The organism is Cytobacillus firmus, from assembly GCF_023612095.1.
GTDB lineage: Bacteria > Bacillota > Bacilli > Bacillales > Cytobacillaceae > Cytobacillus.
In genome coordinates, this window is sequence record NZ_CP086235.1 from 2182398 (window position 1) to 2199174 (window position 16777).

A 16777-nucleotide genomic window follows, 5' to 3' on the forward strand; every position below is an offset into this window, starting at 1 on the left:
AAGAAAATACTGTATGGGAGGAATCAGGTATGCATATTGAGATGTGGACTGACTTCGCTTGACCGTTTTGCTATATTGGCAAAAGGCATCTGGAGGATGCCATTAAACAGATTAATCATCCAATCGAAGTGACTTACAGGTGCTTCGAACTGGACCCGACGGCAGAGCGGGATATTCAGGATAACATGTATGAAAAATTGTCGAAGAAATATGGGATGACGATTGAGCAGGCGAAAGCCAACACGCAAAACATGGTGCAGATGGCGACAAACGCCGGGCTGGAATTCAACATTGATACCATTGTTCTCACTAATACGTTTGACGCACACCGTCTGACGATGTTTGCCAAAACAAAAGGGTTAATGAAAGAAATGACAGAACGGCTGCTGAAGGCTTATTTTACAGATTCCAGGCATATTGGAGATCCTGCAACATTAGCCCAGTTAGCAGAAGAAGTTGGCCTGAACCGGGAAGAAGCTGAACAAATGCTTGCCGGTGATGCGTTTGCGGCTGAAGTCCGTGCAGATGAGCAATTGGCACAGCAGTACCGCATTACAGGGGTACCGTTCTTTCTTATTAATAAAAAGTATGCATTAAGCGGGGCGCAGCCAACAGAGATGATCGTTCAAGCGCTGCAGAAGATAATTGCAGAGGACGAGATAACTGTTCTAAATGACAGCGAAGGTATGATCTGTGATGATGACGGCTGTGAAATCCCGAAGAAATAATTAAATCATAAAGAGGATTTAGAGTCAGAACCCGGTGCAACTTCGGACACAAAAAGGGAAAATTGGCGGTCTAGAGTCAGAACCGGGTCCAACTTCTGACACAAAAAGAGAAATTTGGCGCTCCAGAGTCAGAACCCGGTGCAACTTCGGACACAAAAAGGGAAAAAGAGCGGTTTAGAGTCAGAACCCGGTGCAACTTCGGACACAAAAAGGGAAAAAGAGCGGTTTAGAGTCAGAACCGGGTCCAACTTCGGACACAAAAAGGGAAAAAGAGCGGTTTAGAGTCAGAACCGGGTCCAACTTCGGACACAAAAAGGGAAAAAGAGCGGTTTAGAGTCAGAACCCGGATCAACTTCGGACACAAAAAGAGAAAATTGGCGCTCCAGAGTCAGAACCCGGATCAACTTCGGACACAAAAAGAGTAACTCGGAACCAGTCAGGGACATGACTGGTTTTTTGCGTATATAAGTATATAAGCCCAACTTCATAAAACAATGTACCTTCTATTTTCATAGGCATATGATGTGATGATAATTCTGTGAAGGGAATGACAAGTATTGTATCATCCTAATGCGTATTCCTATCCTTACTACCCTCAGCCTCATTCACCGGTGTATCATACTGACGAAATGTTAAGAAGCAATCAGGATCATTTTCAGCAGCTTTGTGAAACGGTTCTTGAAGGAGTCAAAAGGGAAGCATCAGCACTCGAATTATACACTCAGCTGGCAGAGCATGCCCCAAATGAAGAGCACAAGCAGAACATTATTCAGGCAATCGAAGGAAAGAAAATTTATTTAAACCATTTTTGCAACCTTTATTACAATTTAACAGGGAAACAGCCCGAGTATCAGGTCGGCCATGTTGCCATTGATCATTACCGTGATGGATTGCACAGGGCTTATCAAATCGAAATGGAAGGTTTCGAGGAGAACCAAAGGGGTTCCGTGCTTACTCAGCTTCCACAGGTTCAAAATGTGTTCTTATGGGCAATGAGTGGAGAACAGGAAAATGCCGCTCGATTAGTATCATTGAATAACCGGGTGACCGATTTCGGTCCGCAGCCATTTGTTGTGGATATTGAGGAAGCAACGAAGAAAAACAACAACTTCCGTACTGCCCTCTGGACTGGAAAGCATTTGCAGCTGACATTAATGAGCATCAATGCTGGCGAGGATATTGGCCTTGAGGTTCACCCGGAGCTCGATCAATTCCTAAGACTTGAAGATGGTGAAGGAATGGTTTATATGGGGGACAGTCCTGACCGGCTGGATTTTCAGCGGAAAGTAGCGGATGATTTTGCGATTATCATTCCTGCAGGCAAATATCATAATCTGATCAATACAGGCAATAAGCCTCTTAAGCTATATTCCATTTATGCGCCGCCGCAGCATCCGTTTGGAACGGTCCATAAAACAAAGGCAGAAGCCATGGCAGCAGAAGAAGAGCACCATCAATAATCACGAAAAAGGAAAAGTCCAGGAGCGGCTTTTCCTTATTTTTTATGAAAAAAAGAATAAATTGACCATGTTATGGGCACTAATCGAAGTAATACGATTTTTTCAGGATGGTGCTTAAGGTGAGAAAAGAAAATAAAAACCTATTTATAGCCGGCTTAATCCTTGGGTTAGGTCTTGTTGGGGCGATTGATGGCATCGTATTTCATCAGCTGCTGCAATGGCATCATATGATTCTCAGCCCGAATATCAAGCTCGAAATTTTTACAGATGGTTTATTTACTGCTTTATTTTCGGCGAAGCTGCTTTGGGGCGGGATGAAGATTTTTCAGGATGCCCGCAAAAATGAATTGGGTACCAGCTGGAAGATCTTCACTGGCGGTATATTCATTGGGGGAGGCGCTTTTAATCTTGTCGAAGGAATTGTGGACCATCATATCCTGCAGGTGCACCGTGTCAGGCCACTGGCAGAAAACCCTTTATTCTATGATCTGGCCTTTCTGGCAATTGGATTAGTACTTGTCATAATTGGGTTTATGATTAAGAGGATGGAGAAGGAAGCATGATGAAAAAAGTAAGAAGCTTGATCAGTTTTATCGTTATCTTCTTAGGCTTTTTTTATTTTTACACCAGTCAGAATCCGCATAATCAGACCGGGGCAGCGGGTCACATGTCCCATGGATATGTGGAAATTCCGAAAGAAAATGAGATTCCGTCTGTAGGTGTAACCGTATCCCCGGACGGTCCGGATACCTGGCTTTTGAAGCTGGATCTCGTTCATTTTACCTTTGCCCCTGAGAAAGTGGGCGAGAGGCAGCCAAGCTATAACGAGGGACATGCCCACTTATACATAAACGGCAAAAAAATCAGCCGCCTGTACGGGGAGTACTATCATTTAGGCAAACTGAAGGAAGGCAGAAATGAAATAACCATAACCCTTAATTCGAACAATCACGGAGCATTAATGGCTGGGGAAAACCCGTGCAGGCAACAGAGGTCATTGAAGTGAATCAGTAGGGAAATACCGGAGAACTCAACCTGATATAGGAGAAACCATAGTTTTGTCATCAGTCATGCGACAAAGTTAGGTTTCTCCTTTGTTGAGTCCGGCGGTTAAGTACTTTACCATTAGTAATAAAGTACTTATTTTGAAAGGATGAGTGTAAATGGCTCAATCTAATCTTAAAGTTGCTGTACAGAAGTTCGGTAACTTCCTTAGCTCCATGGTGATGCCGAATATCTCAGCTTTTATCGCATGGGGTCTTATTACAGCTTTATTTATACCTACTGGTTTCATTCCAAATGAAAGCCTTGCCAAAATGGTAGGGCCAATGGTGACATACTTGCTTCCGCTGTTAATCGGATACACCGGCGGTAAGCTTGTTCATGATCAGCGCGGTGCCGTTGTTGGTGCCATCGCGACAATGGGGGTAATTGCCGGGGCAGAAATTCCAATGTTCCTTGGCGCCATGGTAATTGGTCCCCTTGGCGGATATGTTATTAAGAAATTTGATCAATTGGTCGAAGGCCGAGTGCGTGCAGGCTTTGAAATGCTCGTGAACAACTTCTCAGCAGGAATTCTTGGTGCCATTCTGGCCATCCTTGCGTTCCTTGGTATAGGGCCTGCAGTTGATGAATTCACAGGCTGGCTTGTAGCAGGTGTGGACTGGCTGATTGGCACAGGGCTGCTTCCGCTGACAAGCATCCTGATTGAACCGGCAAAGGTATTATTCCTGAACAATGCCATCAATCACGGTGTTCTGTCGCCAATTGGCGTTGAGCAGGTAAAAGAAACAGGACAATCCATCCTGTTCCTGCTTGAAGCGAACCCAGGACCTGGTCTTGGTGTTTTGCTTGCTTACATGTTCTTTGGAAAAGGCAATGCAAAGAAATCTGCTCCTGGTGCCGGAATCATTCACTTCTTCGGCGGGATTCATGAAATTTACTTCCCGTACATTTTAATGCGTCCTATGCTCATTATTGCGGTTATCCTTGGCGGAATGAGCGGTGTGTTCACACTGGTTCTTTTAGGCGGCGGATTGTTCGCTCCTTCATCACCGGGAAGCATCATCGCCATCACAGCTGTAACACCACATCATGCAAGTGCGTATATTGCAAACTTTGCAGGTGTGCTTGTGGCTGCAACAGTTTCATTCCTTGTCTCTGCCTTCATTATGAAAACAGGCAAGCAGGGTGAAGAAGATATTGAAGCAGCTGCGAAAAAGATGCAGGAAATGAAAGGCAAGAAAAGCTCTGTTTCAAACGTATTAGAAGGTGAAAAGGCTGCCATGCCTGATAACGTATCTAAAATTTATTTTGCGTGTGATGCGGGAATGGGCTCAAGTGCCATGGGTGCATCATTGCTGCGCAAAAAGGTGAAGGAAGCAGGCATGGACGTTGCAGTTACGAATACAGCGATCTCCAATCTTCCTGCAGATGCCCAGATCGTCATTACACAAGAAGAACTGACACCAAGGGCACGCCAGAAAGTGCCGAATGCCTTCCATGTATCGGTTGATAATTTCCTATCAAGTCCGGAGTATGACAAGCTGATTGAATCACTGCAGTTCCCGGCTAACTCGGAACTCCACGAAATCGTTGAAGAAGCAGAAGAGAATGTTCCTGATACGAAGGATGAGGAAATGGCTCATGAAGACGACTTATTGCGTCCGGAAAATATTTTCCTGAACAAAGAGTTTGCTGATAAGGATGAAGCAATCCGCTTTGCCGGAAGAGTGCTTGTGGATGCAGGCTATGTGGAAGAGAGCTATATTGAAGCGATGATTGAACGTGATAACATCACTTCCACTTATATGGGGAATGATGTAGCGATCCCTCATGGAACGGAAGAGGCGAAAAAGGCTGTCATCAAATCCGGCTTTACGGTTATCCAGGTGCCAAATGGCGTTGATTTTGATGGCCAAAAGGTCCGCCTGATCTTCGGAATTGCAGGAAAAGACGGCACACATCTTGAAATCTTATCAGGCATCGCGGTAACATGTTCTGACATGGATAATATCGAGAAACTGGCTTCTGCAGAGACCTTAGAGACCATCATGGATATTATCGGAAAGAAATAAACTCACGAATAGAAAAGCGTTCTCATGCGCTTTTCTATTCAGTGTTTTTGTAACCTTTTATGCCACTAATTGTAGAAATGAGCTGATCTCATGTATATTACATCGAGGGAAAAAGCCATTATTGAATTGATTATAAAAACATCGGGTAAACACACGGCATTGTCGATTGCTTCTTCATTAAACGTCAGTGCGAGAACAATCCAGAGGGACTTAAAGGCAGTTGAGAAAATTGTCAGTGAGTTCGGACTGACCTTAACCCGAAATGTAAATCAGGGACTTGTTATTGAAGGGAAAAACGAACAGATTTTCAGGCTGATCCAGCATTTAACCAGCAGCGAACCGATCGATGAGTTACCTCAGGAAAAGAAGCTGCGCCTTCTTTTGGCCATTCTTGAGGAAGACGTTTATAAGACTCAGGTGCTTGCCGGCTACCTCGGCATCAGCACGGCGACTTTGACGGCATATCTCGACGAGCTTGCTGAATGGCTATCCCTTTTCCAGGTGGACTTGACGAGAAAGCGTGGAGTCGGTGTAGAGCTACACGGAACGGAAGCAAATAAACGAAGGGCGCTTGCCCATTTTCTCCTGCAATACTTTCATGAAGAATTAATTGAGAAATTATTTTTGCTTGAAAAAGGGAAGCTTGGTGAAGACAGCATTCTGCATTACTTTGAAGCGGATGAGCTCCGCCATGTGAACAGTATCGTTCAGACTGTGTTCACTGGCGCACCTGCCCGGTTTGCGGATAGCGGATATCTGGAGATCGTGCTGCATACGTGCATAACGCTGAAAAGAACACTCAGCGGGTTCCCGGTGGAACGCAAGAATCTTCCGGAGACAGAGGTTACCGTGGAATACGGATTGATTCAGGAGGTCACAAGCAGGCTCGGACAGACATTTGACTGTGATTTTTCAGAGGGGGATATCCTTTACCTGGCTCGTTTACTTAAAGGCACCAAATGGAGCGGGACGGAGGCTTTTCCGTACGACAGCATTGTACTCGCCCAAATGATCAGGAACGTGATTAAATCAGTTTCGGAACAGCTCCATGTGGATTTGAACAAGGATTTTTCCTTATTTCAGGGACTGCTCGCCCATATGGAGCCATCCATATACCGGATCAAGCAGAATATGGAGTCCTATAACCCGCTTCGAGAGGAAATCAAACGTAAGTATCCGGTTCTGTTCATGGCTGTGAAAAATAGTCTTGAAGAGGAGTTTACGGATATTGATCAATTTTCCGATGATGAGATTGCGTTTATCGTTCTTCATTTCGGCTCGGCCCTTGTCATGCAGGAAGAGAATCTTTCCATAAAGGCGCTGCTCATTTGTCCGACAGGCATCGGCACTTCCAAGATGCTGAGAAGCAGGCTGAAAAAAGAGGTGGCTGAAATTGATGTCATCGAAATCAAATCGATTAAGGAAATGTCAGAGGATGCCGATCTGAAGGAATATGATTTAATTCTTTCTACTGTGAGACTTCCTTTTATACAAGCAGAGTATATATTGGTGAACCCGCTCTTAAGTGAAGAAAATATTCTCTCGATAAAAAACTACCTGAAGAACAACCTTGAAAGCCTTACAAAAGGGAAGCAGTATCAGGAATTGGCGGATCATGGGCAACGGCAGACTGAGCAGAGTAATGTCTCTTTAGACTCCATGCTTGGGGAAATAAGAGATATTCAGGAGAGCATCCAGTCCCTTATTCAAAACTTCCGGTTTTACCGGATGAATGGGAAAGCAGCCCAGGAGCAGATTCTCGCAAAGATGCTAGCGAATGCAGAAAGAGACCAGCTGCTGACAAATCCTGAAGATGTGCTTCAATCATTAAGGGAGCGGGAACAAAAAGGCGGCCTGGGCATTCCTGAAACGAATATGGCTCTCTTTCACGCGCGCAGTATAAACGTCCGTAAACTTATTTTTCAAATTGCCCATCTGCCCAACCCTTGCCTGGTAAAGGGAATGGACGGAAAAGAAGTGGCAATGAAAAACCTCCTGCTCATGCTGGCGCCAGACGAGCTAAGCAGCAGAGAGCAGGAAATAGTAAGCTTAATCAGCACGAATATCATTGAGACAGAGGAAGCGATTTTACTCTTTTCTTCCGGAAACGAAGAAATGATCTACAGGAAGCTTGAATCGATTTTTACAGAATACCTCCAGTCTCATTTTAAAATAAACCGGTAAAGGAATGATTCGATGAAACAGGCAGTGCATTTTGGTGCAGGGAACATAGGAAGAGGATTTATCGGAGCATTATTTTCACAGTCAGGCTACCATGTGACGTTTGTGGACATTGCTGAAGGAATTATTAATCAATTAAACGAAGAAAAACAATATAAAGTGATACTGGCTGCAGATAAACAGGAAAGCCTGACCATTGAAAATGTGTCAGGATTGAACAATCTGACGCAGGAGGCTGAAGTGATTGAGGCCATTAAACAGGCTGATTTCTTAACGACAGCCATTGGGCCTAATATTCTTCCGCGGATTGCTCCGTTAATGGCGAAAGGCCTGGCTGCCAGAGCGGAAGCAGGAATCACGGATAAGCTTTATGTCATTGCATGTGAAAATCAGATCTCGGCAACTGACTTATTAAAGGGCTATATCTTGGAGAATCTGGAGAGCGGTATGAATCTTGAGAATGTATCTTTCTTAAACTCCGCTGTAGACCGGATTGTTCCAATTCAGAACAACCAGGGATCACTCGATGTATTGGTTGAACCGTACCATGAATGGATTGTCGAAACGACTGATGACATTCCGCATATTGAGGGAATGAAGATTGTTCCGGAGCTTGCACCGTTTATCGAAAGAAAGCTGTTCACGGTTAACACAGGACATGCGGTTATTGCGTACTTCGGTTACCTGGCAGGGAAAGAAACCATCGACCAGACACTTGCTGACGGCGACATTTACAAGCAAGTGCAGGCGACACTGGGCGAAACAGGTGCCTATTTAATAGATCGATATGATCTGAATCCGGAAGAACATCAGAAATATATCGATAAAATTATCGGCCGTTTTGAGAATGCACTCCTGAATGACGGTGTTTCACGAGTCGGCCGGTCACCAATAAGGAAGCTCGGACCCGAAGACAGACTGGTCCGCCCGGCACTGCAGGCACAGAAAGCAGGCTTATCTTACACAAACCTGGCAAAAGCCATTGCTGCAGCCCTATTGTTTGACAACAGGGAAGATGACGAAGCGGTTAAGCTGCAGGAGATGATTCAGGAAAACGGAGTGGTTTATGTGCTGAAAGAAGTATGCGGACTTGAAGAATCAAGCGAGCTTGCAGGAGAAATACTGAAGCGATATGAAGTTTTGAATAAATAAAAGGAATGAAGACTGCTGAGAATGTTCGGCAGTCTTATTTTTTTGGAGCTTTTTTCCTGGGACCATTGTAAAATATTTTACAAGTGAGGTGTATTTATGAAATTTACTGAAGTGTTTGAAGAAGAAGATCTGAAGTATCATTCTGTGACAACGAGGGAAGCTGTCAGAGCCGTTATTCTGGGTGAGAATGGGATTTTGCTGGTTCGCTCGAATCGGGGTGAATATAAATTCCCGGGAGGAGGAGTTAAAGAGAATGAACATTGGCATGATGCGCTATTACGCGAAATTGCAGAAGAAACGGGATACATACATACAGCCGTGAAGAAAAAACTGGGTACCGTTGTTGAACGGAAAATCGATGTGTTTGATGATACTGTGCTGTTTCAAATGAATTCTCATTATTATCTTTGTGAATTAATGGATCATCAGCAAATAGACCAGCAGCTTGAAGGCTATGAGATCACAGAGGAATTTTCACCGGAGTGGGTGCCTATTGAAGAAGCAATCGCAAGGAATGAGGCAGCAGCTAAACTGAATAGCGTCAATGGATGGATAAGAAGAGAAAATTTTGTTTTGAAAGCACTTTTAGAACAATCAGAATGAGGTGGCAGCCATGCTTGAAGTGTTTACGGTAGCTATTTTCAATCAGGAGAGAAAAATCCGGATTTACCTGAGGAAAAGGGAGTGATTATGCTGACTTTATCGTGAATGAGCTGAAGCCATTCATAGGAGGAAGGGATTAAATAGTCTATTCTTTAAGCCGATCAGGCAATCCCTGAATGGACGACACAACAACATCGAGTTTGGCTTCGATTCGGTTCAGCAGAAAAAGGGTGACGACGATTGGGAAGCCGAGCTCGCTGATTAATGTGACCATCTGTTCCATGGCAGCTGCTCCTTTCTGGCGGTATTGTAAAAATGGCCGGGTTCCAAGGAATCCGGCCAATGATATTATACTAATTCATATTCAGTTACATTCCGTTCAACTAATCTTGCACTTTCCGCTAAAACCAAATCTCCGCCATTGCCTTCAAATGCATTGGCAGCAATGATTTGCTCCATGGCTGCTTTTACCGCAGCAGGATCAATCGGTTCAATCGGGTTATCAACGGATAGTTTCGTTGGCTTGCCCAGTTCAGAGATGAAAGTCATTTCTAATGATTTAGCCATTTAGTATTCCCTCCTTATGATTTTGGTTTTTTAATAGATTGTGTTTAGCCTAAAATATCGAAGCTGTCATTTCTATTAATCTCAGTCATTGGGTAACTGCTTAAGCCGGCGATCGCCTGTCCAACTGTGAAAAGCTGGTCTGCTGTGGCCGATTGCTTTACGCCGCTGTAAGTTTTTGATTTGTGAACCGGCTTGCCCTGCTCATTAAGGCCTGTTTCAAATACCAGGCGAAGTTTGGAATCAGTGATAATTGCTTGTGCCATCTTGGGTCACCTCCTTTCACCTTCTATATATACTTTGGAAGGGGAAAAGGACAGGGTGATTTTTATTTTTGCTGCATTATTTTCTTCTGCTTCTCACGCGCACCATGCCGCCAGTTTTTGACTGCAGACAGGGAGACCCGTTCTTTTTCAGCAATTTCCCTGACAGACAGTCCTGAGTGAAGGGGTTTTAGTCTTCAGGTAGGGACTCTAACTCCCGACAAAGGGGCAGTTAGCTACTTTTTGTAGAAGAAATTTAGTGAAAAGGCATTGTCTTCAGCTGCAAATCCCATTTCATGCAATTCTTCAAAGTATTTTTCTTCAAATTTCTTATTCAGGATTCCGTAGAAATAAGCAACGGGCTTAGCGATAGTGCTGGTTTTCATTTTCCTGATCAGCTGCTTAAAGGAATGGATGGCTGTTTCTGAGCTCAACTCACAATTATTTTTATAGGCTGCAAGTGATGCCATTCTCCAAAACTCCTCTATCTGCCTGGCTTCCGAAAAAAGTATTTAACTGGACTGATAAATGATTGTGGTACACGGTCACTAGTAAAAGTGTGATCGAGGACGGTTTCGTTACGTTTATTACTCTTTTGATTTTTAATAGTTTTAGAAAGATTGATAGTTTTATTAGGGTGGTCCAATTTATCTCTCTTAGGTGGTTCACTCTTTGGAAAACGATTAAAAACATATAAGTTGCTGGACTGTGAGCCGTTTTTTCTCTCAGTTTCATGAACAGTAAAAATACCGATCTCAGCTGCCTTGGCAATCATTCTTTTAAAAGTGGAGCGGGAAATACCATTGCCGTTATATTCTTCGTGAATCGCTTTTAATACAGTGCCAATTTTGGCATTCGATACTCCCGGAATTTTCGCAGCAAAACGAACCAGCCTCTTTAAACCGGCCAGCTCACTCTTTGAAAACTTGTCCTTATGTACCGATAGCCACATCTCCAAATGGGCATTAAACTCCTGAAGATCTTTAAACTGAGAAAATTGTTCAAACTGGTCGACACTGCCTGATTTTAAATTCATTAAACTGCACCACCCTTTCATCTTCTATATACAAATCAAGGGGGGATTTGGACAGGGTGGTTTTGGGAAGGGTGTGACAGATTTGTGAACGGGTTAATGAAAGCGAATAAGCTAGATTATTAGGGGATATACTTCCAATGCTTTTTTTTATCCGCTTGATTAACTTGAATTACCATAAAAATTTTGAATATTTAGAAAATGTGGTAATATTAATTTAGTAATAACCCCTATGGGGGGTAAGGGGTGGGTATGTGGATAATCACCATAAACACAGAAAAAGTATTGTAAATCGTTTAGCTAAAATTGAAGGGCATGTCCGGGCAATAAAGAAAATGACCGAAGAGGGGAGAGATTGCAACGATTTGCTGATACAGCTATCTGCTGTCCGTTCAGCTGTAGATAGCTGTGGAAAGCTCATTCTAAAGGATCATTTAGAGGGATGCCTTATCGAAGCTGTAAAAAGCGGAAAAGAAGCAGAAATGTTAAAGCAGCTTAATGACTCTATTGATAAATTCATTAAATAAGGGGTGCTGTTATGGAGGATGCTAAAGAACAAACCCGCTCAAGTATTATTAAAACCATTCTCTTATTAGCAATACCAGTAGTCATTGAGAACTTTTTTCAGATGATACTCGGTTTTGTAGACACTCTGTTTGTCTCGAAGCTGGGCCTAATTGAAGTTAGTGCAGTTGGAGTAACGAATGCAATCCTTGCTATTTACTTTGCTGTTTTTATGGCGATTGGAATTTCAGCTAATGTTTACGTTGCAAAGTACATAGGGGCAGGGAGACAAGAAAAAGTCAAAGAAGTAACAGCTCAATCGATTCTCTTAGCGAGTTTTGTTGGGGTGTTTTTTGGTTTATTAACCCTGTTTTTCTCAGAAGAATTACTGCGTTTAATGGGAGTGGAAAATGGTGTACTTTCTGCAGCTAATTCTTATTTTAGAATAGTAGCGATTCCTTCCATTTTTATTTCACTCATGTTCGTATTAAGCAGTGTGTTAAGAGGTAATGGTGATACAAAATCACCAATGAAGATTAGTATATTCATTAATTTAATAAATATATTGTTAGACTATATTCTGATTTTTGGGTTTTTATTTATTCCTGCTTTAGGTATTGAAGGGGCAGCTTATGCTACTCTTATCTCCCGTCTGATAGGTTCAATTGGATTATTTATTTATATTAGAAAAGCAAATATGATTGAGTGGAGAAGTGACTTTTGGTGGATAAATAAAAAGATGCTGCTGGAAATAATTTCACTGAGCAGTCCTGCTGCTGCAGAAAGGTTAGCAATGAGAGTCGGTCAAGTGCTCTATTTTGGCCTTATTGTCAGTATTGGAATTAACACTTTTGCTGCCCACCAAATTGCCGGAAACATTGAAGTGTTTGCCTATATGATTGGTTATGGGTTTGCAACTGCAGCTACTACTCTTGTAAGTAAATGCATTGGATCTGGAGAGGTTGAGAAGGCCAGGGAATATGCAAGGTATTCGCTGTGGATAGGAACTGCAGTCATGAGCTTATTTGGGATTCTTTTATTCATTGGCGGTGAATGGATCGGAGGGTTCTTCACATCTGATGCTGCAGTAATAAATCAAATAAAAACAGCCTTGCAAATTGATGCTTTCATTCAGCCTATCTTGGCCATTGTTTTGATCTTAACTGGAATATACCAGGGTGCAGAAAATACTAAATATCCTTTTTACTTAACTTTAGTTGGTATTTGGGTTATCAGAACTGGCGGGGTTTACTTTCTCGGAATAACTCTTGGGTTAGGTATAGCAGGAATTTGGATTGCTATTGGATTGGATAATCTCTATAGAGCGGCCTTCCTTTTAAAGAATTTCCGAAATGGAAAGTGGAAAAAGAAGAGTCAGTTCCTTCAGCAAAGGCTGCGGGGAACTGACTCTTTTTTATTTTACAATTAACTTCCCGGTCATGCCGCTTTCCTTATGACCAGGAACAGTACAATAAAACTCATAGACTCCCGTTTTGGTAGGTGTAAAAGTAATAACTGCGGAACTGTTGGCTGAAGCATGCAAATGAAAATCTGCTCCACCGGAAGTGTGCTCAGTATGCTGACTAACTGAACCTTCTTGGAAACTTATGTTCTTTATTTCAATATCATGATCAACTTGATCATGATTATTTAATGTAATAGAAGCAGCTTGATTCTTTTCCACAATAATTTCTGAAGGTGAATAACTAAAATCTGATGGGTGAACATTTAATATAATCTTTTGATTTTCTATTTCGGAATTATCTTGAATGCCATGTTGATGCTGACCTGATGAATTCGAGTCTGAAAAAGCAATGTTTTTGTCCAATTGATTTCCAAAAAGCAGAAAAGATAAGAGGAGAACAAATGTTAAAAATGGTCTTAAAAGCCAGCTCTTTTTGTTAACTTCATTCTCATCCTCTTTTGAAACAGGTAAAATATAAAATAAAAGTAATGAACTTGTGGTTAGTGTAAGCATAATATTCAATAAGACAGCAGCTTGCTCATGCGTAATCATCTCCCCTAGCATTGCTCCCATCATTCCACCCATAAGACCAGACATAAAACCTTCGATAGAGGACAATGTACCCAAACTTAATCCGCAGACTAAGCCTCCAACAGCACCGACTCCGATAGAGATTAAAGTGGAAGAATATAAATCTCCCTGATAAAGTGATCCGAACAGAACCCCAGCGGTTAACCCTATATTCATTCCCATCATCATCGCAATGACCATAGCATGCATATTTGTCAATCGCTCTCTTAATTTATGAGCGATTAAAGATACTAATATGGCAATCCCTGATATTGTTGCAAGCACAAAATAGTGAAATAAACTCACAATGATCAACCCCCCTTGTATTGCTAAATGATATGTACAAGAAAGACATGCCATGCTAATAATTTTATTCTCGTGAGGATCAGGCAATATTCACAAATTGGGAAATTAGAAGTATAAAAATTTAAAATTTTCTAACGATTCAGTATTTACAAATTATTAGTTTGGTATTATCATGTGATTTAATACCCGGATATACGATAGAGGGGTACTGTACATTATGAGGAGGTTTTAAGAGATGTCGAAAGGTCAAAAGGTTTTATTCCTAGGTGTCTATGGTATGGAAGTTGTTGAATGCGGAGGAGCCCTGGCAAAAAATGTTTTAAGCGGGGGCGAGTCATATGCAACTATCATGCTTTGTCGAGAATCAAGCCAGCCTCAAGTTAGAAATGCAGCACAGACATTAGGTGTCAATGTGTCATTTTTAAACTTTCAATATGGAACGGTTGATTTAAGTAAGGAGTCGAAAGTGAAATTAATCAAGGTAATAAGGGAAGTGAAGCCTGACATTATCATTACACAAGATCCCGAACACTCTTTCCATGACTTAGATCCGGATCGCCGTCCAGCCATGACATTATTACTTGAGTCAATTGCACTGGCCAGCAGAGACTTTGCACTGGATGAAACACCAGGATTAAACCCGCACCCTATTCCAACAATCTATTATATGACCCCGCACCACCCTAATACTGTCATTGATATATCAGATGTATGGGATAAGAAAGAAGCGGCTATGGATATGCTTGAGAGCCAAATGGAGTTTAGCGGAATGCATTTTGATGACATGCTCGATTCTAAAGCAGCGGAAATCTTATCTCCTGGATTCTCTCAACTAAACAATTTCCATGAAAAAGGCAGGGCGATCCATAAGGTGCTTGATAAAGCAGTCCATGTCTATCACGGCCTTGCTACTCACGGTCATTTTGCACTTGCAGAAGCTTACAGAAGGGAAGGTAACTTTCATCTGGACGAGTTAATTAAATAAAGAAAATAACCAATTAGGGGGAGTGAAGATGAAAAAGTCTTTTCTGAGTCTCGGCTTAATACTTCTGCTATTATTTTCGGGCTTTCAGCCGGTCCATGCTGAAGAGGCAGTCAAATCCTTAAAAGTGGGCATAACGAAAGATGAAAATGGTTTAAATCCTTATACGTATATAACGGGTTACCCGGGACTGGATTTGGTGAATTTACTCTATGATACTCTTTTTAACTTGGATGAAAATAACAAGCCTCAGCCTTGGCTCGTAAAAGATTATACAGTTAGTGAAGACGGAAAAACGTATGAATTAAATTTGCATGAAAATGTTAAATGGCATGATGGTGAGCCACTAACTGCAGAAGATGTGAAGTTTACCATGGATTATTTTATTGAATATCCAAAATCCCGATTTACTAATCCGTTAAAAGCAATCAGTTCAATTGAGGTTTTAAGTGAGACAAGTATAAAGCTGGTATTATCCCAAGCTGATCCAAATTTCATGATCCAGCCTCTGTCCGACTTGCCCATTTTACCTCAGCATATATGGTCTAATGTGACAAACCCAGATGAAGAAACAAATGCGCTTGGGAGTGGTCCTTATATACTGGAAGAGCATAAATCAGGACAATACTACAAAATGAAATCGAACGAAGAATATTTTAAAGGTACTCCGCCGATTAATGAATTGATTTTTCCAATTATTGAAGATACGACTGCCATGTACAATGCCCTTCAGGCTGGAGAATTAGACGTAATATCAACCAGTATCTCTCCGGAACTTGTTGAACAATTTGAATCAAACTCATCTTTAAAGGTTGTAAGAGGTCCTGGATATAGTACAAGTCTATTCCAAATAAATGCAGAGAAATATCCAATGACTGAAACACCGTTTCGCCAGGCGATTGATTATGCCATTGATAAAGAAAACATAGTGAATACAGTACTGCTTGGATTTGCAGAAGTTGGAAGTCCAGGGTTTATTCATCCTTCTTCTTCTTATTATAATGAAGATCTTAAACCGGTTTATGATCAGGAAAAAGCCAAGCAAATATTAGAAGCAGCAGGCTTTATAGATAAGGATGGAGATGGATTTAGAGAAGATCAGGAAGGGAATAAAATTAATTTAACTACGCTCGTCTATGCAGGAAACCCAATTAGAATCAGGACGGCTGAATTAGTTTCAGAAGCATTGAACGAGGTGGGCATTAAGAATACAGTGAAAGCCATGGATTCCACGACAGTTGACTCATTAATGTGGCCGGATTTCGATGTAAGTAAAGGAAGAGATTATGATCTGGGGGTTTGGAGCTGGTCAAATACGATGCAATTGTTTCCTGACAGACTGAATGATCTATTCCATTCCGATCCAACAATCGGATCCGTTAATATCGGGGGATATAAGAATGAAAGGTTTGATCAGCTGGGTGAAAAATTAAAAGTAACGTACGACGAAACAGAACGGCTGAATTTGATAAAAGAAATGCAGGCATTTGTTGCTGATGATGCTCCATTTGTTACTCTTTACTATCAAGAAATTGTGAATGCCTTTAATCCAGCGAAGTATGATCAATATGTTTTTCAAGTAGGTAAGGGAATAATTAATAAATTGTCCTTTGTTTCAGGAGAAAAAACAGATCTCACTACAGAGAATCAAAATGGAAAAGATGCTAAATCTGCAGATAATAAAGTAAGCAATAATGAAGACTCTGAAAGTGGAAACAACACAACCTTATATGTATTTGGTGCAATACTCTTATTGGGAATCATTGCGTTCTTCTTTTTAAGAAAAAAGAAGAAAAGCGACAAAAACAATGATGACTTTGATTTTTAAACAGAATATTTTCCCGTAAAAACAAATTTTACGGGAAATCCTTTTTCAATGAATGAAATAA

The 16777-nt window shown here is 41.6% G+C and carries 18 protein-coding genes; 12 read left to right on the top strand and 6 right to left on the bottom strand.

Annotated features, from left to right (window positions below; genetic code table 11):
- Nucleotides 1-74 precede the first annotated feature (74 nt).
- The 8 genes from LLY41_RS11100 to LLY41_RS11135 all read left to right on the top strand — a co-directional run bounded on the left by LLY41_RS11100 (nt 75) and on the right by LLY41_RS11135 (nt 9201).
- The gene (locus LLY41_RS11100) at nt 75-728 is read left to right on the top strand and encodes a DsbA family oxidoreductase (protein ID WP_286137166.1); all 654 of its coding nucleotides are present in this window, start codon (nt 75-77) and stop codon (nt 726-728) included.
- Nucleotides 729-1285: 557 nt separating this feature from the next.
- Nucleotides 1286-2188, top strand: a complete 903-nt coding sequence (locus LLY41_RS11105) for a cupin domain-containing protein (protein WP_304587988.1) — start codon at nt 1286-1288, stop codon at nt 2186-2188.
- 119 nt (nt 2189-2307) lie between these two features.
- Nucleotides 2308-2751 carry a DUF2243 domain-containing protein gene (locus tag LLY41_RS11110; protein ID WP_179288949.1) on the top strand — a complete coding sequence of 148 codons (444 nt, stop codon included), beginning with the start codon at nt 2308-2310 and terminating at the stop codon, nt 2749-2751.
- Nucleotides 2748-3194: a hypothetical protein gene (locus LLY41_RS11115; RefSeq protein ID WP_304587989.1), complete on the top strand. Its 447-nt coding sequence runs from the start codon at nt 2748-2750 to the stop codon at nt 3192-3194. Before LLY41_RS11110 ends, LLY41_RS11115 begins: the two co-directional genes overlap by 4 nt.
- Before the next feature lie 157 nt (nt 3195-3351).
- Nucleotides 3352-5265, top strand: a complete 1914-nt coding sequence (locus LLY41_RS11120; RefSeq protein WP_304587990.1) for a PTS mannitol transporter subunit IICBA — start codon at nt 3352-3354, stop codon at nt 5263-5265.
- A gap of 90 nt (nt 5266-5355) precedes the next feature.
- Complete coding sequence (locus LLY41_RS11125) at nt 5356-7449, top strand: BglG family transcription antiterminator (RefSeq protein ID WP_304587991.1); 2094 nt, start codon at nt 5356-5358, stop codon at nt 7447-7449.
- 12 nt (nt 7450-7461) lie between these two features.
- Nucleotides 7462-8598: a mannitol-1-phosphate 5-dehydrogenase gene (locus LLY41_RS11130; RefSeq protein WP_304587992.1), complete on the top strand. Its 1137-nt coding sequence runs from the start codon at nt 7462-7464 to the stop codon at nt 8596-8598.
- Between the two features lie 96 nt (nt 8599-8694).
- The gene (locus LLY41_RS11135; RefSeq protein WP_095243110.1) at nt 8695-9201 is read left to right on the top strand and encodes an NUDIX hydrolase; all 507 of its coding nucleotides are present in this window, start codon (nt 8695-8697) and stop codon (nt 9199-9201) included.
- A gap of 145 nt (nt 9202-9346) precedes the next feature.
- Here LLY41_RS11135 and LLY41_RS11140 read toward each other — a convergent pair whose 3' ends face one another.
- The 5 genes from LLY41_RS11140 to LLY41_RS11160 form a co-directional block, all read right to left on the bottom strand.
- Entirely contained in the window at nt 9347-9484 is a 138-nt protein-coding gene (locus tag LLY41_RS11140) for a YvrJ family protein (protein ID WP_019380521.1), read from the bottom strand.
- A gap of 65 nt (nt 9485-9549) precedes the next feature.
- Complete coding sequence (locus LLY41_RS11145; protein ID WP_048009200.1) at nt 9550-9768, bottom strand: DUF2922 domain-containing protein; 219 nt, start codon at nt 9766-9768, stop codon at nt 9550-9552.
- Nucleotides 9769-9812: 44 nt separating this feature from the next.
- Nucleotides 9813-10031 (bottom strand): DUF1659 domain-containing protein, encoded by a 219-nt coding sequence (locus tag LLY41_RS11150; RefSeq protein ID WP_095243109.1) that lies wholly within the window; start codon nt 10029-10031, stop codon nt 9813-9815.
- A gap of 233 nt (nt 10032-10264) precedes the next feature.
- Nucleotides 10265-10498, bottom strand: a complete 234-nt coding sequence (locus LLY41_RS11155) for a hypothetical protein (protein ID WP_304585369.1) — start codon at nt 10496-10498, stop codon at nt 10265-10267.
- A 14-nt stretch (nt 10499-10512) separates the two neighbouring features.
- Nucleotides 10513-11064 (bottom strand): hypothetical protein, encoded by a 552-nt coding sequence (locus LLY41_RS11160; protein ID WP_304585370.1) that lies wholly within the window; start codon nt 11062-11064, stop codon nt 10513-10515.
- A gap of 251 nt (nt 11065-11315) precedes the next feature.
- Between LLY41_RS11160 and LLY41_RS11165 the strand changes: the two genes are divergently transcribed.
- Together LLY41_RS11165 and LLY41_RS11170 are read left to right on the top strand one after the other, a co-directional pair.
- Nucleotides 11316-11588, top strand: a complete 273-nt coding sequence (locus tag LLY41_RS11165; RefSeq protein WP_304585371.1) for a metal-sensing transcriptional repressor — start codon at nt 11316-11318, stop codon at nt 11586-11588.
- A gap of 11 nt (nt 11589-11599) precedes the next feature.
- Nucleotides 11600-12994 (top strand): MATE family efflux transporter, encoded by a 1395-nt coding sequence (locus LLY41_RS11170; RefSeq protein ID WP_304585372.1) that lies wholly within the window; start codon nt 11600-11602, stop codon nt 12992-12994.
- Here the strand turns inward: LLY41_RS11170 and LLY41_RS11175 are convergent.
- Complete coding sequence (locus tag LLY41_RS11175) at nt 12980-13906, bottom strand: cupredoxin domain-containing protein (RefSeq protein WP_304585373.1); 927 nt, start codon at nt 13904-13906, stop codon at nt 12980-12982. The two genes, LLY41_RS11170 and LLY41_RS11175, sit on opposite strands and share 15 nt — an antisense overlap.
- Nucleotides 13907-14141: 235 nt before the next feature.
- Here LLY41_RS11175 and LLY41_RS11180 point away from each other — a divergent pair, with 235 nt between their 5' ends.
- Both LLY41_RS11180 and LLY41_RS11185 read left to right on the top strand, forming a co-directional pair.
- Nucleotides 14142-14891 (top strand): PIG-L deacetylase family protein, encoded by a 750-nt coding sequence (locus LLY41_RS11180; RefSeq protein WP_304585374.1) that lies wholly within the window; start codon nt 14142-14144, stop codon nt 14889-14891.
- Nucleotides 14892-14919: 28 nt separating this feature from the next.
- On the top strand, nt 14920-16716 hold the full coding sequence (locus LLY41_RS11185) for an ABC transporter substrate-binding protein (RefSeq protein ID WP_304585375.1): 1797 nt from the start codon (nt 14920-14922) through the stop codon (nt 16714-16716).
- The last annotated feature ends 61 nt before the right edge of the window (nt 16717-16777 follow it).